Raw genomic sequence first — 16351 nt, forward strand, 5'->3', positions numbered from 1 at the left:
TAATGACTTTACAGCTCTAGTTTGCTGGTGAGTTTTTATTGAGATAGTCGGCAAAACTAAAAATCGAGTTTGGTCCCAGCGGAATTTCTTCAACTTTTTTAAATGAAGTCTTCACTACTTTTTGAAACTCGCCCTTGGGTCTTTTTTCTTGCTTAGCTTTCACTTCCACCTCCGTAGGAAAATAAGGCTTTCTTTCGGGGGCGGTTTGCACTTCACTAAAGCGCGGAATGTAGTCTTTGATAGCAGAAGATAAAGTGACATTAGAGATGCAATTCATCATATAAGCCTCTAGAGACTGATAGAGATCTTTTGCTATATCAGATACCTCTACTTTTCTCTTTTTAATGCGATTCATCGCCAAAACAATATCTTTGATCGTAATAATGCGTGGGTCTTTTGAGAGCTGATAGCCACCAGCTCGACCTTTAATCCCGATGACAAGCCCTGATTCTCGAAGAGGTCGCAGCAAGAGTTCAATGCGACTAATCGACATATGCAGTCTTTGGGCTATCTCTGGTACAGAGACTAGCTGGCCATTAGTCGAGTGACTGGCAATATCCACCAGTGTATTTAGAGCAACTTTGACTGCTTTAGTAACTTCCATGGTGTTTTTGACATAAAAGTGAGATTGAGAATAGTATGAAACTGATTCAAACTTTGTGCTGCAGCGCACTAATTAACCCTTTTTATCCCATGGTTGAAGCCTCCGAAAGTCAATACACCTTTTCCTGCCGTCTGCTATGCTTTCTTGCTTGCCTGATGGCTGGCGCCATCATTGCTCAAGCTCTTGGCTGCCTCGCAACATACCTTGCAATGGAAGACTCGCAGGCAGCGGGCATGATGGCGCATCTGCTTATACAACATCTCTCATACTATTTTTTGGGGTGTGGATTTGTCATCTTGAGTCTCTCCAATATCTTGATTAAGAGAGGCTTATCTCAACTGAAAGTAATTCGCTTACCTTCTTTGATATTGATCGTTTCCGTTAGCGTTGCCAGCTTTTTGCTCATCCCACGCATGGACTACTTAAGAGCGACCGCACTCTTGGATGGAATGCCAGTAATGCTCTCGCCTTTTGCAAGCTACTTTGCAATATTAAATGGGATCACATTTTTCTTACTTTGCGTTCAGATTTTCTCAAGCCTCCTAATAGCCTGGAGTCTTAGTGATAATCAATCAACCTAGGTAAGCACGTACTTGTGCAATCAAGGCAAGCTGCTGCTCATGCCTTATAAACTGGCCAAGCTCAATCCGTAATGCAGATTGGCTGATATGAAATGTTTTAGAGCCCTCAATCGGCGGCTCAATTTTTGCCCACTGAGTATTAAATTCAAAAAGGGTTTCTCTGTAACCAATAAATTTTTTGACTAAAAGACGTTTTCCATCAATTTCAATCGTTTCACAATCTAAAGCATGTCTGCAGTAGATTAAAAAACCAACCGTTACCGCCGTTAACTCCAAGGCTGTAAAAATTGGAATCATCCATACGCCTGCCAAAAAGAAGCCTGTTGCGACGATCAGCGAAAGACAAACCAAGACAACATAAAATTGGAGAAGTTGCTTTGGTGTTAGCGCGCAGTTTCTTCGCATTTGCCAACGTTTCGGACTCATGTCAACGGCTAGAGAATAACCAAGCTTTATTTAATCTTGTTGCGCTCTTGAGCTTTAGCCAACTGATCAGCGCTTCGTTGCTGAAAATCGACCATATTGTGATAACCCATTTGATAGCAAGGGCAATGCTTACCCAAAATAAAGCGGGCTAGCTTAATGCGAAGCTTTTGAATCATTTTGATCTCCTAGTATTGAGCTTTAAATGTAAACGTAAATAAGGTTTGGTGCTGGCTATCAGAAAAAGTGGGGCGTTTAACTCCAATTAAGCCTCAGCAAAGATGAGATAAATCCATTACATTGAATGGATGACTGATTCCACCCCCTCCTCTCGCAAAATTCCCCTATTTCCACTGGGCACCGTGCTTTTTCCAGATGGCGTGATTGCCCTGAAGATTTTTGAGGCACGCTACCTTGACATGATTAAGCAATGTTTGCGAGAAAAGACTGAGTTTGGCGTAGTGAGCATTATCAAAAACACTAGTGCCAGCGAAGAAGATATATCCCTATCCTTTTCAAACATTGGTACTCTGGCCAAAATTGAGGACTTTGACCCAGTTCAGCCCGCTCTTTATATGACCAAGTCATTTGGCACGCAGCGCTTTAAGTTAATCACTAGCGCACAAGAGACTAATGGGCTTTGGATGGGTGAAGTTGAGCTTTTGGAGAACGATCCCCTTATCCCAATTCCCCAAGAGCATCAAAAGGTTGCTGAGTTACTAGATGAAATCATCTCAGTCATTCAAAGCGAAGATCTTTTAGGGGAAGCTCCCTTTAAGAAACCATTTAAGGTAGATGATTGTGGTTGGGTCTCTAACCGCCTTGCCGAGCTTTTACCCATCTCATTAGCCCAGAAGAATCATTTGTTGGCCCAAACCAACCCCAGGATTAGGCTGGATCTCATCACTAAAATTATTGAAGATGATGATTTAAGAAATCTCATGATGCATTAATGCTATGCTGGATGAGCTGATTCGTAAAACGATTCGAGAGATGGTTGGCGGAAGCGGGCCACCAGTGGCGTTTTTGGTTCCAAAAGGTGATCGAGGTTTATTCGGTCCAGAATCTATTGCCTGGAAGGTTCATGCTGACTTTATCTCCATGATGATTGGTGGTATTAGCTCGTTGGTCTTGCAGGCCCTTCACCCTCAGGCTCTTGCTGGAGTGTGGGATCACTCCACTTTTAGGGAGGATCTCAAGGGCCGCCTTGGTAGAACGGCATTTTTTATAGCAGCAACAACCTATGGTCCCACTGAGATGGCAAATAATGTGATTACAAAGGTCAATCACATTCATACCAAAATTACCGGCTTAGATGAATTTGGCAAACCCTATGCAGCAACAGATCCCCATTTACTCGCTTGGGTACACCTTACTGAAACACGCAGCTTTATGAATGCATATGAAGTCTACCGAAAAGAAACAATTACTCCAAAAGAAAAAGATCAATATTTTTTAGAAATGAAATCTTTGGGTGAAAGAATGGGTGCCACCGATCTTCCTAGCACTTATGCCGATACCGAGAGCGCTATAAAAGCTTATATTCCAGAACTCTATTTTGGTGAGCGTGCAAAGAGCATTGTTGATTTACTTGAGAGCTTTCCTAGCAAGCTAGCAGCTAAACCATTTATTAAACTGATTACTCGCGCAGCCTTTCTCAATCTTCCAGGCTGGGTCTACCCCTTGATTGGGAAAGCTACCCCAACTTATTTAGAGCGCTTAGCAGTTAAAAAGAGTATTGATTTAATTGCAATTCTCGTTCGTGAGGCACTTAAGGATGGGGTCGCCGCCCACTCCCTTCGAAGAGTCTACGGATAATTTTTTAGGAAACAATCATGATCACGATCACGGCTTATTTAATATCTGGCATGGTTGGCATCATGCTCTTTTTTACCGTTGTAGTAGCCCCGAGTGTTTTTAAGGTTCTACCAGTTGAATGGTCCAGCAAGTACGTAAGGAACTTTTTTCCCAAATACTACGCATCGCTTGGCTTAGTAACGCTAATCTGCGTTTTTACCGAGTCTGACACAACCAACAAGGCATTACTGGCAATCTGTGCAGCACTTTTTGCTTTTACGCTCTTATATCTGACTGGAAAAATTAATAGCGCTAAAGATAGCGGCTTCACTCGTCAATTTCATTGGCTTCATGGCGCCAGCGTAGCCATTAATTTATTTCAATTAATTACTTTTATCTATCTGCTAGTCAAAGCATCATAAAGAGTAAGGCCCCTAAGCTATTGCTCAATTACTTAGGCTCAAGCTTGTTGAGAGCTTGATCTTGACTATCCTGGGTAGCGGTATGTAGCTTTAAGCTGGGCGCTGTCATTTTTTCACCATCCCAAACCTGCCCACACCAGCACTCGCCTGCGTCATTAATGATGCAAACACCGGATCCACAGCAGCGCTTATCTGGAGCTTTCATATTAGGCCTTCATGAGCTGGTGAAAGATTCCATAAGCTGCGCCTGTCCACAGGCCCGCCACAACTAGAATGGATATCAAAAAACCTAAGCCACGTTTTGCTGGATTGAGTTGATAAGCAATGGCGTACCAGATTCGGGCAATCAGCCAAATCACACCAGAATCCCCCGCCCCTTTATCTCCAATAAAAATAGCATAGAGCCATAAGGCAGGCAAAAACATGAGGACGTTTTCAATCGTATTGAGCTGGATTCGGTAGGCACGCTCAAAAAGCTCATGCCCAGAAATAGCTGGCGCTTTGACTTGATATTTCCCTCTAGCCCTACCTACATTAAAAGTGAGCCCAAACATCAACAGAACGGTCAGTAGAGTGATAAAAGAGGTGTAGAGATACTGGTTCATAAATAAGAGCCGATCAAGAAATAGGAATTAAGGATATTCTAGGGTTTTTATTCATTTGTCGCTTACGTTCAATTCTCCCAATGAATCAAGACTCCTTATTTTCCGCCAACTCATTCCATAACGGGTTAAATCTATTACCTAAGGTTGGCTCCGCCTTCTACCATCCAGAGTTTATAAACGCGACAGATAGCACTCAGCTCATGAATCAGTTACAACATTCGCTTCAATGGGGTGCGGATCAGCTCATAATGTTTGGCAGGCTGGTCACTACTCGTCGCAAAGTAGCATGGGTTGGAGACCCCAATTGCTCTTACACCTACTCTGGGGTGAAAAAACAAGCGCAAGCCTGGATCCCAGAATTAATAGGCATTAAACGCCAAGTCGAAGAGCTTACCCAGTCAAAATATAATTCTTGCCTACTCAATCTTTACCATGATGGTGCAGATGGCATGGGCTGGCATAGTGATAATGAAAATGAGTTGGATACCCAATCGCCTATTGCCTCACTAAGCCTTGGGGCTAAGCGTAAGTTCGCTTTTAGGCACAAGCAAGATAAATCAACCACTTCCCTGCTTCTGGAAAATGGTAGCGCCCTCATTATGTACGCCCCCACTCAGCAATTTTGGCAGCATACGCTCCTGAAGACAAAAACTATACATACACCTCGCATCAACCTAACCTTCAGAAAAATCAATGTTAGCAATGAATCAGGATCAACGAAAAACAATCTCTGTTGCGATCATTGGTGCCGGCATAGCGGGACTTAGCTGTGCTACTCGGCTTAAAGCACTGGGATTTACAGTACAGATCTACGAAAAGAGTCGCGGTGTCAGTGGCCGCATGAGCACTCGTAAGGCGGATGATTGGTCAGCTGACCACGGAGCCCAGTACTTCACTGCTAGGGACTCCTTATTTATTGAAGAGGTCAATCAATGGGTTGATACCGATGCGGCTGCTATCTGGAATCCACGCTTAAGAGTGTATGAAGCCAAACAATGGCGAGAGAGCGTCTCCAGTGAACATCGTTATGTCGGCACTCCCGCCATGAATTCAGTTGGTAAACATTTAGCCAGGAATTTGCCAATTGAATTTAATCAAACCATTGATCGCATTGCTTATAACAATAGTAAGTGGCTATTACACAGTCTAGAAGCCGGCGACATTGAACAACAATTTGACTGGCTTGTAATAGCACTTCCTGCACCTCAAGCCCAAGCTCTTGCTAAGTCGTCGGACAAGTCAATTGAAGAAATTGCCGCTGATGCCAATATGCTGGGCTGTTGGACTGTTATAGCAAACTTTGCAGAAAAATCGGATGTTCCATTTGACGCTGCTTTTATTAACGATGAGATTATTAGCTGGATTTCTCGAAACAATTCAAAGCCAAATCGAACTGGTATGGAGACTTGGACTATTCATGCTAATCCTCAATGGAGTCAAGAATGGATCGAGCTAGAAAAAGATGAGGCAGCCAAGCGTATCCTCAATTGTGCAAAGACGCTTGGTCTCGATTGTGATCAAGCCATCATTACGATTCATCGCTGGCGTTATGCAAGCGGGCATATTAATTGCATTCCAGGCTTTAGATTTCGAGAGGATTTAAAGATAGGGTTTTGTGGCGATTGGCTTCATGGCGGTAGAGTTGAAGGCGCTTGGCTCAGCGGTCACAAGTTAGCATCGCAGATTGCAAATAGTTAAAGGTAAAATCTATATGAATATGATGAACACAAATGCACGTATTGAATTAAAAGATCTCAAGCTCCAGACGCAAATAGGAACTTATGGACCAGGAGCCATTATTCCCAAGCAGCATCTTTTAGATTTGACTCTATGGATTGACTCAAAATTAGTCTTGATCTCAGAAGATGTCATGAAGAATGTATTTGACTATGACCCATTAGTTACTGAAATTAATAGGCTTGCGGGCGATGGTCATTATGAGACCCAAGAAAGATTGATGACTCGTATAGTTCAAGCTTGCGCAAAATATTCCGAAATCATTTCTCTTGAAATTGGCCTGAGGAAATTGCCGGTCAGCGCAGGCTCTGGTTCACTTGGTGTGCGTCTCATGGTAGACGAAAAGACTATGCAGAGACTAAGAACTTCAAAACTCTCAGCGTAAATAAGCCCTAATGAGGCTTAAAAACTCATCATAAAAGTATCGAAGTTTTTTACGAGCCTCATATCGCGGACGATGAAAATGTGTCATGCCAGCCCGAAGGCCGGCATTCCTTGTGATCTCTGCTTACTTAATCAAGCCGCAGGCAATACGAGGGCCAGAGTTACCAGCAGGCTGACTCTTATAGTCATCCGGATCTCTGTGAACCACTACCGATCGACCCACAATTCCTGTTGGCCCAGTATTAACAGAAAAGCCGTGCAATTTTGCCGTATAGATTGCGTTACCACTAGCATCAGATTTGATATTCGGTAAATCGCCTGCATGATTCATGCCACTATCAGGCATTCCATGCATCTTAGTTTCAGGATTAAAGTGTCCGCCTGCACTCGTTGCATCAGGCGCAGAGCAGTCTCCCTTTTCATGAACATGAAAACCTTGCTCAGAATTAGGCTTTAAGCCAGAAAATTTGCCATTGATTAATACGTCATGACCTTGCCAAACAAAGGTAACTTCGCCTTTAGCCTGGGACCCCGACCTAGAATCCAAGCTAGCACTTGCCTTCTGCCCAGCACCCTGCTCCATAGATTGACAGGCAACCAAGGACAGCAATCCCGCGGTCGAGGCTGCAAGGAGCATCTGTTTTTGAATTAGCTTCATTTTTGACTCCGTTATTTTTATAACAATTGAAATTACCCGATCAGTTTCACACAAATAAATTGAACTCGCAGGCTCCCGATATCCAAGATTACGAGCCATGCATGAATTCACAACTTTTACTAAACTGGGGCATCAAAGCGCTCGAAACTATGAAATTGAAAAAATTAATCACCCTTTTGTTGGTAGGCCCTTTACTTGCCTTTTGCACCTTATCGGCAAGGGCGAACCTTGCAAATGAATTGAATGATGGGCAGCATGTCCTGCTGATGCGGCATGCCGACGCACCAGGTTACGGAGATCCCCCGGGCTATCAATTGGATAAATGCGCGACCCAGAGAAATCTAGGGGAGAAAGGTAAAAAACAGGCAATAGCCATAGGTCAATGGTTAAGCAGCCAAGGAATTAGCTCTGCAAAAGTATTTAGCAGTCCCTGGTGTCGCTGCCTCGATACAGCAAGGCCATTGAACAAAGGACCCGTCACAATTACACCGGTACTTGGCTCTTTTTTTGACGATATGAGCCTCGAAAAACAACAAACCCAAGATTTAGAAAAGTTGATTCAAACTCAACTTAAAGAAAATCCTAAAGCGCCACTCATTCTAGTGACACACCATGTCAACATACAAGCTTATACAGGTAAGGTGGTGAATGTTGGTGACATGGTCCTAGTCAAGACCGACAAGAAAGGCAAATACCTTTCTCATCAAATCTACCCAAGTCCAAGCTATTAAAAATTTGCGCTCTTATGTCAAATCATCTCAAGCCTTATGATGGATTGAAAGCAAGTCTACTAACTCAACATGGTAAAGAGTCTGTAATTTGCCCTGAAATGCTTAACACCAATGGTCTTGAAGTAATTCATGTAACGGGATATGACACAGATAAACTTGGAACGTTTACTCGTGATATTCCGCGGTATGGATCGCAACTAGAAGCTGCCAGAAAAAAAGCAAGGGTTGGCATGGAGCTCTCAGGAACTCAAATAGGTATTGCTAGTGAGGGAGCATTTGCGAATGATCCATACACCGGACTAATTCCTTGGAATTATGAATTAGTTCTAATGGTTGATGACACCCGCAATATAGAAATTGTTGGGTTTTTTGGAGGGGAGGCACAAAGTGCGAGCAAGCTGGCGTCGAGTTGGGATGAGTTGACAGTCTTCTTGTCTGAGGCCCAATTTCCAAGTCATCAATTGGTAATTAGGCCTGATGATGAATACCAACTTGAATGCCGTAAAGCCATCAACACAATTGAGTCGCTAAAAGAAGCATACGACTGGGCTGCGAAGCTTTCCAAGAGCGGCAATGTCTTTGTAGAGAATGATCTACGGGCTCACACTAACCCAACCCGCATGGCAAACATCCTAAAAGCAACACAAGATTTAGCCAAGAAAATGGCCTGCCTTTGTCCAGAGTGCAAATCTCCTGGGTTCTCAATTACTGAAACTAAAAAAGGCTTACCCTGCCGTCACTGTGGAGCACCAACAAATTTACCAATTGCTAATATGTGGTCATGCGTAAAGTGTGGACACAAAGAAGGGGTGGCGATTACCAACCAGGACGGCGCCGACCCATCAAGGTGTAATTACTGCAATCCTTAGAAATATGTTTTGCTGGAAGTAACGCTTATTAACACTCTGGAGCGGGTGAAGGGAGTCGAACCCTCGTCTCTAGCTTGGGAAGCTAGGGTAATAGCCGTTATACGACACCCGCAATAGAGGCAATCTACATGAAACTATTTCAGCAGCAGCTGATTCAACCGCTTTACAAAACTTGCCGGATCATTTAATTGACCACCCTCCGCCAAAAGCGCCTGATCAAACAAGAGATTAGCCCAATCATCAAAATGTTGATCGTTACTTTTGAGTCTGGATAGCAAAGGATGCTCTGGATTAATCTCTAATATTGGCTTCATATCAGGTGCATTTTGACCAGCGGCTTTGAGCATGCGTAGCAGGTTGCCAGACAGCTCATTCTCATCAGCAATCAAACAGGCTGGGGAATCAGTTAGGCGGAATGTCACCCGAACATCCTTAGCCTTATCCTCCAACACCTTTTTCATTCGCTCGACCAAGTCCTTGAACTGCTTCTCAGTCTCTTGATGCTCTTTCTTTTCTTTTTCATCACTTAGACTTCCTAAATCTAGGCCACCCTTAGCAACTGATGCCAATTGCTTGCCGTCAAACTCAGTGACAAATGAAAGCATCCACTCATCAACACGGTCAGATAGCAAGAGCACTTCGACGCCTTTCTTGCGGAAGATCTCTAAATGCGGACTATTTTTGACCGCATTAAAAGATTCTCCAGTAACGTAGTAAATCTTGTCTTGGCCTTCTTTCATACGCGAGACATACTCAGCCAAAGATACTGTCTGCTCAGCAGAATCGGTATGGGTGCTAGCAAAACGAAGAAGCTTGAGAATCCGCTCTTGATTAGCATGATCTTCTCCAACACCTTCTTTGAGGACTTGACCAAATTGCGTCCAGAAGGTGCGATATTTCTCTTTCTTAGCCTCATCTTCATTATTGGCAAGCTCTTCAAGCATGCTCAGCACTCGCTTGGTAGAACTTTCGCGAATGACTTTAATATCACGCGACTCTTGCAAGATTTCACGGGAGACGTTTAGGGGCAAATCGACTGAATCAATTACGCCAGTGACAAAGCGCAAGTACATTGGCATGAGCTTTTCAGCATCATCCATAATAAAGATACGTTTTACATACAGCTTAATGCCACCACGTTTATTGCGATCCCATAAATCAAATGGCGCCCTGCTAGGCACAAAGAGTAGCTGAGTAAATTCACTCCTACCTTCTACGCGATTTAATGAATAACACAAGGGATTTTCATAATCATGCGAAAGGTGCTTATAAAACTCGTTGTACTGCTCTTCAGTGATATCTGACTTATTGCGAACCCATAGAGCAGAAGACTGATTAATACTTTCTAGCCCATCCTTAACCACCTTCTCTTTTTTATCCGCATCCCACTCCTCCTTGCGCATCTGGATCGGCAATGAAATATGGTCAGAGTACTTCCGAATGATGGATTTGAGCTGATGGCTATTGAGGAAATCATCCTCCCCTTCTCGCAAATGTAATGTAATGGAGGTACCACGTTGAGGGCGATTAATTTGTTCAATCGTAAATTCGCCTGAACCATCCGATTCCCAACGAACTCCATCTGAAACAGACAATCCTGCGCGACGAGTTTCTACGGTGATGCGGTCGGCAACAATAAAGCCAGAATAAAATCCTACGCCAAACTGACCAATTAAAGCGGCATCTTTTTGCTGATCACCGGAGAGTTTTGCAAAGAACTCTTTAGTCCCAGAGCGAGCAATAGTGCCCAGGTTATTGATCACCTCTTCCCGACTCATACCAATTCCATTATCTGAAATGGTCACCGTTCTAGCGGCTCTATCAAATTCCACTTTGATTTTAAGATCAGGGTCATCACCATACCAATCAGGGTGAGCAATGCCCTCAAAACGCAATTTATCTGCAGCATCCGAAGCATTCGATATAAGCTCACGCAGGAAAATTTCCTTATTAGAATACAAAGAGTGAATCATCAACTGCAAAAGTTGCTTTACTTCTGCCTGAAATCCAAGTGTTTCTTTAGTAGCAACAGTCATTTCAATTTCCCATAGAAAAGATTGATTCCCCATTACTTGGGGATAGTTTTTAGCATTTCAAGACCTGGAACGGCCAGTGGGTGCTACTCCACCGACCCACGCACCTCACCGCAAGGCTCTTCCCGAAGAATTTCCTTGCGACTCCTTTTTTGAAGGTATTCCAAAATCAAGCGCTTGAGCTTGGGTCTAGTAATGGGCTCCCGGTTATTTTCCTGGAGCTCTAAATGGTTAGTTTCGGGCATGTTGCTTTCTCCATGAAATCAATTAGCTATCAAATTACCTGCAAGCGACAAAGGGCAATACCTCCCAATCTCAATGGGATATTTTGTCCTTTTGCCTATACATATAGGCTAAAAAATTGAAATTCAGGGCCCTTGAAATTGAAAAATTCCACCCTTAAATAGTCTCTAACTAGATGCCTTCGGGGTCTAGGAAATTGTGAACTTGCTTAAATTTAAGGAGAAAACGATGTCTTATCCATTTGGTAAAAATGTATTACTAAGTTCCGTAGGTTTTGATCGCCTCATCGATGCGATGGAAGCAATGAGCTCGGGGGATAGCCTCAGTAAAGCTCAAAGCTATCCCCCATACAACATCATCAAAAAGAATGAACGCGACTACGCTATTGAAATCGCAGTGGCAGGCTTCAAAAATGATGAGATTGATATCACGGCTGAAGGTAACAAGCTAACCGTTGTAGGTAAGGTTAAGGCCGAGCAGACTGGCGAATACCTCCATAAAGGCATTGCTAACCGTGACTTTAGCCACGACTTTACCCTAGCCGAAACCGTGATTGTGCGTTCAGCCGATGTCGAGAATGGCTTACTGATCATCAAGCTAGAGAATGTGATTCCCGAGGAAAAATTGCCACGTAAGATTCTGATTGGTGGCAACTCTAAGCTGGTGATTGAGGAAGTCAGAGAAGCGGCTTAATTAAAATGAGCTGGCTCAGAGCCATCTTAGCCAGCTTACTTCTTAATATTTACCATGATATGGATACGCGCTAATCACGGAATCATTAAAAATGGGAAATAATAAAATCCATCTTATAAGTCTCACCTTGTTTGCCTTGCTAATAGGATTCCTCATAATCCATTGGGATAGCTCCCACCCTCTCACAAATGAAATGGGGTGGGCATTAAAGCAGTTACCAGAGGTGAAATCTTTGGAGTATTTTGAGGTGTTAAAGAAAAGTTAGGCGGCCAAAATAGAAAAACGACTTAAGAATCTCTCCCTAAGTCGTTGATATTGCTGGTGGGCCCACCAGGACTTGAACCTGGGACCAAAGGATTATGAGAGCAGAAGCCCAAGGCAGACCCATATAAACAGGGGTCTGCGGGTGGACAGTGTCGGTGTGTAAGTAAATGTGCAAGCAAATTCAGGGGTTTAAAGAAATTGGTCTCTCGCTCTTTTATTTTCGAAAACCACAGGATTTTTGGAGCAACCGTTTAGCACTTCGTTGCTCCAAAAGACTTTTTAAAGGAATAAGCGTTACTTAAAGTAACGCTCAAAAAAACCACCCGAATGAACTGACCCCCAAAAGTTGGACATCAAGTCCAACCAAGGGGGTTTTGTTTTATGAGCAAATACAGTAAGCAGTTCAAACTAAAGGTAGTTAAGGAGTTTTTAAAGTCTGGTGGCCTCAAGCGGGTTGCCCATCTATTTAAGATTAGTCATGCTCAGGTCCGTAATTGGATTTTAGCCCATCGGCTCCATGGCATTGCTGGGCTTAACCCAAAGCCTGTGCGCCATACTGCGTCGTTCAAAATGCAAGTCCTGCAATACATCGACTTGTACCAAGTCTCCCTTCATTACGCAGCTGCCCACTTCAATATCCCTTCTCCAAGCACGGTTTGGATGTGGCAAAAACTCTACAATGAAGGTGGTATTGCAGCCTTGCAATCCAAACCCAAGGGACGACCGCCCATGCCAAAACAAAGTGAGATTGCAGCGCTACTAGCTAGGCCATCTTCTGAGCTGACACATGACGAGTTACTGCGCAAAGCGCAGTATTTAGAAGTGGAGAACGCTTATCTAAAAAAGTTAGAGGCCTTAGCCCAGCAAAAGCACTTGGCAAGCAAGAACAAGTCCAAGTGATTGCTGAGTTAAGGCGGAGTTATCCACTACAAGTGATCTTGACAGTAGTTGGAATACCTAGGAGTGTGTAATACTACTGGGTTAATGCCAGCTTTAAACCAGATCCTTATCTCGACACCAAGATGCAGATCAAGACCATCTTCCATGCCCATAAAGGTCGCTATGGCTATCGCCGGGTGCAGACAGCGCTTAGCTCCCAGAGCTGCTACCTCAATCACAAGACCGTACAAAAACTGATGGCTCAGCTGGGGATCAAGTCGACTGTCAGACCTAAACGCTATCAGTCTTACAAGGGAGCCCTTGGTAAGGTGGCCCCCAATTTACTAGAGCGTAACTTTGGAGCAAGTAGGCCTAATCAGAAGTGGGTAACTGATGTCACGGAGTTCAATATAAAGGGTGAGAAGGTCTACCTCTCACCAATCTTAGATCTGTATAACCAAGAGATCATCTCTTATACGATCACAGATCGTCCTCAGATCAGCATGGTGATGCAAATGCTCCAACAGGCTTTTAAGCAACTAAAACCAAAAGATAAACCCATGCTGCACTCAGACCAGGGCTGGCAATATCAGATGGGGTTTTATCAGGAGGCTTTAAAAGAACAAGGCCTTACCCAAAGCATGTCCAGAAAAGGCAATTGCTTAGATAATGCCGTCATGGAAAACTGGTTTGGGATCATGAAAAGCGAGTTCTTCTACCAAGAGAAGTTTGAGACGATCGAATCATTTAAGCAGGGGCTACATGAATATATCCACTACTACAACCATGATCGAATCAAACAAAAACTAAAGGGATTAAGTCCGGTGCAATACCGAACTCAATCCCTTCTGGTAACCTAACTAAACTGTCCAACTTTTGGGGGTCAGTTCACGAAGGTGGTTTTGGTAATCCTTAGTGACATGAAGCAGAGGAAGTATTTCCATCCTTAGGGCTTAAGCTGAGCCCTGATTTCACCAGGTTTATTTGTAGCGCTATGAACATTGAGATAGAGATTGCCGCTCTTTAGGCTTTGGATCTGAGCCTCGGTTAATTTAGCACCAGCAGGTGCTGACCAAACATTATCCGCAGTCTTGGTAAATGGCACGATTACGGGTCCATTTTGACCCATTGGCGCTTCATGAATATGCGCCATAGTCCCCTCCATACCCATAGTAGTGATAGTTCCGGATACGGAGCCATCTGGAGCAACCATAATTGAACCTACTCCAGATGCAGAAGTCATGACTGGAGGAACCTCTTGAGACCCGGATAGGGTTACTTTCATGGACTGTGCTGATACACCAAATGAGGCAATCCCAACACCTAATACCAAAGCAGCTTTAGCAAAAACATGATTAATCTTCATCTATATCTCCAATCGGGTTAGCGAAACCTCAGACTATCACATACACAAGCGTAAAACATGACAATTAAAGGGCCTTGAACATATCTTTCCTTTCTACCCTAGAATCTTGTGGAGCACAAAACTTTAATCTGAGCTAACTGGGAAATATTAATTTGAAATTGCGTATTGAAATCGTAACCCCTGCACCTCCTGGTACTCTTCATGGAAACCGTATTACCGCCTTACGATGGCATCGATTTTTGTCACATTTAAATTACCAAAGTATTGTCACTGAGAAATGGTCTAAAAAACCATGTGACGTTCTGATTGCGCTCCATGGGCTACGAAGTCATGACTCTATTCAAGGGTTTAAAAAAGCCTACCCTAATCATCCAGTCGTTTTAATAATGACCGGAACCGATATCTATAGAGATCTAAAAAATTCAACCAAGGTTATCAAATCAATGGAGATGGCCGATGCGATTGTGGTTCTTCAACCAGATGCTATTCAATCCTTACCTAAGAAATTTCACCATAAAATCCAAGTGATTTACCAGTCAGTAAAAGGCATTACTAAAAAATCTCCGCCGAAACGTCATTTTTTAGCCAGCATCATTGGCCATCTGCGGTCTGAAAAAGATCCCTTTTGTGCAGCGCAATGCCTGCCTTTATTGCCATCAAACAGCAAGGTCCAGCTAGTGCAACTCGGTAAGGCAATGAGTCCAGAGTTTAAAAAACAAGCAATCTCGATTGAAAAAAATGTTATGCGTTATCGATGGTTGGACCAACTGAGTCACTCTAAAACGCTACAGTGGCTCTCTCGCTCACACGTGATGATCATCTCCAGCATTATGGAAGGTGGCGCACATGTGGTGTCCGAAGCCATCGCAATTGGCATCCCCGTAATTGCATCAGACATTCCAGGCAATCGCGGCTTACTAGGGGATACCTACCCCGCTTACTATCCAGCAGGGGATAAAGTTGCCTTAAGCAAACTACTAAACAAGGCTGAAGCCAATCCAGTCTTTTATCAAAAATTGTGTAGGGCGATTGCTTTACGACAGAAGATCACCAAACCAGAATTAGAACAAAAATCTATTCAAAAGCTCATTAAAAGCCTGATTAAATAACCAATCAGACCCTATGCTGTCGCATAAACTACTAAAAAGTAGCAATTTGGATCAGTCCAGGAGTGTACGGCTTTAAAACCGCCGCTCATTAAAAGAGATTCAAATTTTTCTTGCGTGTACTTATAGCTATTTTCAGTATGAATAAGCGCACCGCTATCAAAACGCCTTTTACCTCCAGGGAACGAAACTACTTGACTCCGAGAAGATCGAAGATGCATTTCAATTCGAGCAAGTTGCTCATTAAAAATTGCATAGTGCTCCCAATGCGCCAAATTAAAGTCCGTTTTAGCCAGACGATTTAGGTGCAAAAGGATGTTTTTATTAAAAGCTGCAGTAATTCCAAGGGCATCGTTATAAGCTCGAGATAGAACTGCGTGATCCTTAACCAGATCAACTCCGATCAATAAACCCCCATCACCTTGGCAAACTTTCACAATATTTTTGAATAGCCCTAGAGCAGCCTCTGGGTCAAAATTTCCGATGGAAGAGCCTGGATAAAAAAAGGTTTTCTTTCGGCCCACTAGATCAGGAAATGCCATTTCTTCCTGTAAATCACAGGTTTGTGCCTGCATCTGAATTTGTGGGAATTCTTTTTGTAAGCCTGAGATTGCTTGCTCTAAAAATTCTTTTGAGATATCTAGAGCGCGATACTCTTTGGGTAATAGGGTGTCAAACAATGCACTACCTTTTTCGCAGTTACCAGCCCCTAAGTCCAATAAAACATCGCACTTTCCAATCGCCAAAGCAATCGCTTCGCCGTTTTGCATCATGATTTGTTTTTCAGTTCGAGTTGGGTAATACTCTTCCAAAAAAGTAATTGCCTCAAATAAGTGAGATCCAATTTCATCATAGAAAAACTTTGGAGATATAGATGGCTGCTCCTGTGAAAGACCAGCAATAATTTCATCAACTAACTTTTGATTTGGCATATGCTCTTGACTCACTTCAATATT

Annotated in this window: 20 protein-coding genes, 1 tRNA gene and 1 pseudogene; 12 read left to right on the plus strand and 10 right to left on the minus strand. The window is 43.3% G+C overall.

Translation table 11 applies throughout. The features are described from left to right. Nucleotides 1-16: 16 nt before the first annotated feature. Nucleotides 17-604 carry an RrF2 family transcriptional regulator gene (locus A8O14_RS09270; protein ID WP_068949258.1) on the minus strand — a complete coding sequence of 196 codons (588 nt, stop codon included), beginning with the start codon at nucleotides 602-604 and terminating at the stop codon, nucleotides 17-19. Nucleotides 605-639: 35 nt separating this feature from the next. Between A8O14_RS09270 and A8O14_RS09275 the strand changes: the two genes are divergently transcribed. After that, on the plus strand, nucleotides 640-1185 hold the full coding sequence (locus tag A8O14_RS09275; RefSeq protein WP_068949259.1) for a DUF4149 domain-containing protein: 546 nt from the start codon (nucleotides 640-642) through the stop codon (nucleotides 1183-1185). Here A8O14_RS09275 and A8O14_RS09280 read toward each other — a convergent pair. Together A8O14_RS09280 and A8O14_RS11795 are read right to left on the minus strand one after the other, a co-directional pair. Next, nucleotides 1177-1611 (minus strand): DUF2244 domain-containing protein, encoded by a 435-nt coding sequence (locus A8O14_RS09280; protein ID WP_068949260.1) that lies wholly within the window; start codon nucleotides 1609-1611, stop codon nucleotides 1177-1179. The genes A8O14_RS09275 and A8O14_RS09280 overlap by 9 nt on opposite strands. 26 nt (nucleotides 1612-1637) lie before the next feature. Then, a complete protein-coding gene (locus tag A8O14_RS11795) occupies nucleotides 1638-1787 on the minus strand; it encodes a hypothetical protein (protein ID WP_161484830.1) in 150 nt (49 codons plus the stop codon). Between the two features lie 129 nt (nucleotides 1788-1916). On the opposite strand from A8O14_RS11795, the gene A8O14_RS09285 reads away from it, so the two are divergent. The 3 genes from A8O14_RS09285 to A8O14_RS09295 are packed head-to-tail and all read left to right on the plus strand — an operon-like array spanning nucleotide 1917 to nucleotide 3827. Then, nucleotides 1917-2561 (plus strand): LON peptidase substrate-binding domain-containing protein, encoded by a 645-nt coding sequence (locus tag A8O14_RS09285; RefSeq protein WP_068949261.1) that lies wholly within the window; start codon nucleotides 1917-1919, stop codon nucleotides 2559-2561. A gap of 4 nt (nucleotides 2562-2565) precedes the next feature. Further along, nucleotides 2566-3426 carry an oxygenase MpaB family protein gene (locus tag A8O14_RS09290; protein ID WP_068949262.1) on the plus strand — a complete coding sequence of 287 codons (861 nt, stop codon included), beginning with the start codon at nucleotides 2566-2568 and terminating at the stop codon, nucleotides 3424-3426. A 17-nt stretch (nucleotides 3427-3443) separates the two neighbouring features. Then, nucleotides 3444-3827 (plus strand): DUF4149 domain-containing protein, encoded by a 384-nt coding sequence (locus A8O14_RS09295; protein ID WP_071608680.1) that lies wholly within the window; start codon nucleotides 3444-3446, stop codon nucleotides 3825-3827. Nucleotides 3828-3855: 28 nt separating this feature from the next. Here A8O14_RS09295 and A8O14_RS11880 read toward each other — a convergent pair whose 3' ends face one another. After that, a complete protein-coding gene (locus A8O14_RS11880) occupies nucleotides 3856-4032 on the minus strand; it encodes a hypothetical protein (protein WP_191904661.1) in 177 nt (58 codons plus the stop codon). A gap of 1 nt (nucleotide 4033) precedes the next feature. After that, nucleotides 4034-4432: an MAPEG family protein gene (locus tag A8O14_RS09300; protein ID WP_068949263.1), complete on the minus strand. Its 399-nt coding sequence runs from the start codon at nucleotides 4430-4432 to the stop codon at nucleotides 4034-4036. An 80-nt stretch (nucleotides 4433-4512) separates the two neighbouring features. On the opposite strand from A8O14_RS09300, the gene A8O14_RS09305 reads away from it, so the two are divergent. From A8O14_RS09305 to A8O14_RS09315, 3 genes are read left to right on the plus strand one after another with little or no spacing between them, the layout of a single operon-like run. After that, the gene (locus A8O14_RS09305) at nucleotides 4513-5199 is read left to right on the plus strand and encodes an alpha-ketoglutarate-dependent dioxygenase AlkB family protein (protein WP_082913161.1); all 687 of its coding nucleotides are present in this window, start codon (nucleotides 4513-4515) and stop codon (nucleotides 5197-5199) included. Continuing rightward, nucleotides 5135-6130, plus strand: coding sequence for an NAD(P)/FAD-dependent oxidoreductase (locus A8O14_RS09310; protein WP_068949796.1), 996 nt, complete (start codon nucleotides 5135-5137; stop codon nucleotides 6128-6130). The genes A8O14_RS09305 and A8O14_RS09310 overlap by 65 nt, the downstream gene beginning before the upstream one ends. 13 nt (nucleotides 6131-6143) lie before the next feature. Continuing rightward, a complete protein-coding gene (locus tag A8O14_RS09315; protein WP_228385063.1) occupies nucleotides 6144-6554 on the plus strand; it encodes a dihydroneopterin aldolase in 411 nt (136 codons plus the stop codon). Nucleotides 6555-6677: 123 nt separating this feature from the next. On the opposite strand, the gene A8O14_RS09320 is transcribed toward A8O14_RS09315, so the two are convergent. Beyond that, nucleotides 6678-7211: a superoxide dismutase family protein gene (locus tag A8O14_RS09320; protein ID WP_068949264.1), complete on the minus strand. Its 534-nt coding sequence runs from the start codon at nucleotides 7209-7211 to the stop codon at nucleotides 6678-6680. 101 nt (nucleotides 7212-7312) lie between these two features. Between A8O14_RS09320 and A8O14_RS09325 the strand changes: the two genes are divergently transcribed. Continuing rightward, nucleotides 7313-7942 carry a histidine phosphatase family protein gene (locus A8O14_RS09325; RefSeq protein ID WP_228385064.1) on the plus strand — a complete coding sequence of 210 codons (630 nt, stop codon included), beginning with the start codon at nucleotides 7313-7315 and terminating at the stop codon, nucleotides 7940-7942. A gap of 14 nt (nucleotides 7943-7956) precedes the next feature. Then, the gene (locus tag A8O14_RS09330; protein ID WP_068949265.1) at nucleotides 7957-8811 is read left to right on the plus strand and encodes a DUF6671 family protein; all 855 of its coding nucleotides are present in this window, start codon (nucleotides 7957-7959) and stop codon (nucleotides 8809-8811) included. A gap of 37 nt (nucleotides 8812-8848) precedes the next feature. Here A8O14_RS09330 and A8O14_RS09335 read toward each other — a convergent pair. Together A8O14_RS09335 and htpG are read right to left on the minus strand one after the other, a co-directional pair. Continuing rightward, nucleotides 8849-8923 (minus strand) — tRNA-Gly (locus A8O14_RS09335). 22 nt (nucleotides 8924-8945) lie between these two features. After that, a complete protein-coding gene (gene htpG, locus A8O14_RS09340; protein WP_068949266.1) occupies nucleotides 8946-10847 on the minus strand; it encodes a molecular chaperone HtpG in 1902 nt (633 codons plus the stop codon). 468 nt (nucleotides 10848-11315) lie between these two features. On the opposite strand from htpG, the gene A8O14_RS09345 reads away from it, so the two are divergent. Together A8O14_RS09345 and A8O14_RS11650 are read left to right on the plus strand one after the other, a co-directional pair. Then, on the plus strand, nucleotides 11316-11780 hold the full coding sequence (locus A8O14_RS09345; RefSeq protein WP_068949267.1) for an Hsp20 family protein: 465 nt from the start codon (nucleotides 11316-11318) through the stop codon (nucleotides 11778-11780). 645 nt (nucleotides 11781-12425) lie between these two features. After that, a pseudogene (locus A8O14_RS11650) lies at nucleotides 12426-13783 on the plus strand (IS3 family transposase). Between the two features lie 86 nt (nucleotides 13784-13869). Here A8O14_RS11650 and A8O14_RS09360 read toward each other — a convergent pair. Then, nucleotides 13870-14289: a CHRD domain-containing protein gene (locus A8O14_RS09360; RefSeq protein ID WP_068949268.1), complete on the minus strand. Its 420-nt coding sequence runs from the start codon at nucleotides 14287-14289 to the stop codon at nucleotides 13870-13872. A gap of 152 nt (nucleotides 14290-14441) precedes the next feature. Here A8O14_RS09360 and senB point away from each other — a divergent pair, with 152 nt between their 5' ends. Continuing rightward, on the plus strand, nucleotides 14442-15398 hold the full coding sequence (senB, locus tag A8O14_RS09365; RefSeq protein ID WP_161484831.1) for a selenoneine biosynthesis selenosugar synthase SenB: 957 nt from the start codon (nucleotides 14442-14444) through the stop codon (nucleotides 15396-15398). Between the two features lie 11 nt (nucleotides 15399-15409). Here senB and egtD read toward each other — a convergent pair whose 3' ends face one another. Then, nucleotides 15410-16342, minus strand: coding sequence for an L-histidine N(alpha)-methyltransferase (egtD, locus tag A8O14_RS09370; protein WP_228385065.1), 933 nt, complete (start codon nucleotides 16340-16342; stop codon nucleotides 15410-15412). Nucleotides 16343-16351 lie beyond the last annotated feature (9 nt).

Origin of the sequence: Polynucleobacter wuianus (genome assembly GCF_001659725.1) — a bacterium.
Lineage (GTDB): Bacteria > Pseudomonadota > Gammaproteobacteria > Burkholderiales > Burkholderiaceae > Polynucleobacter > Polynucleobacter wuianus.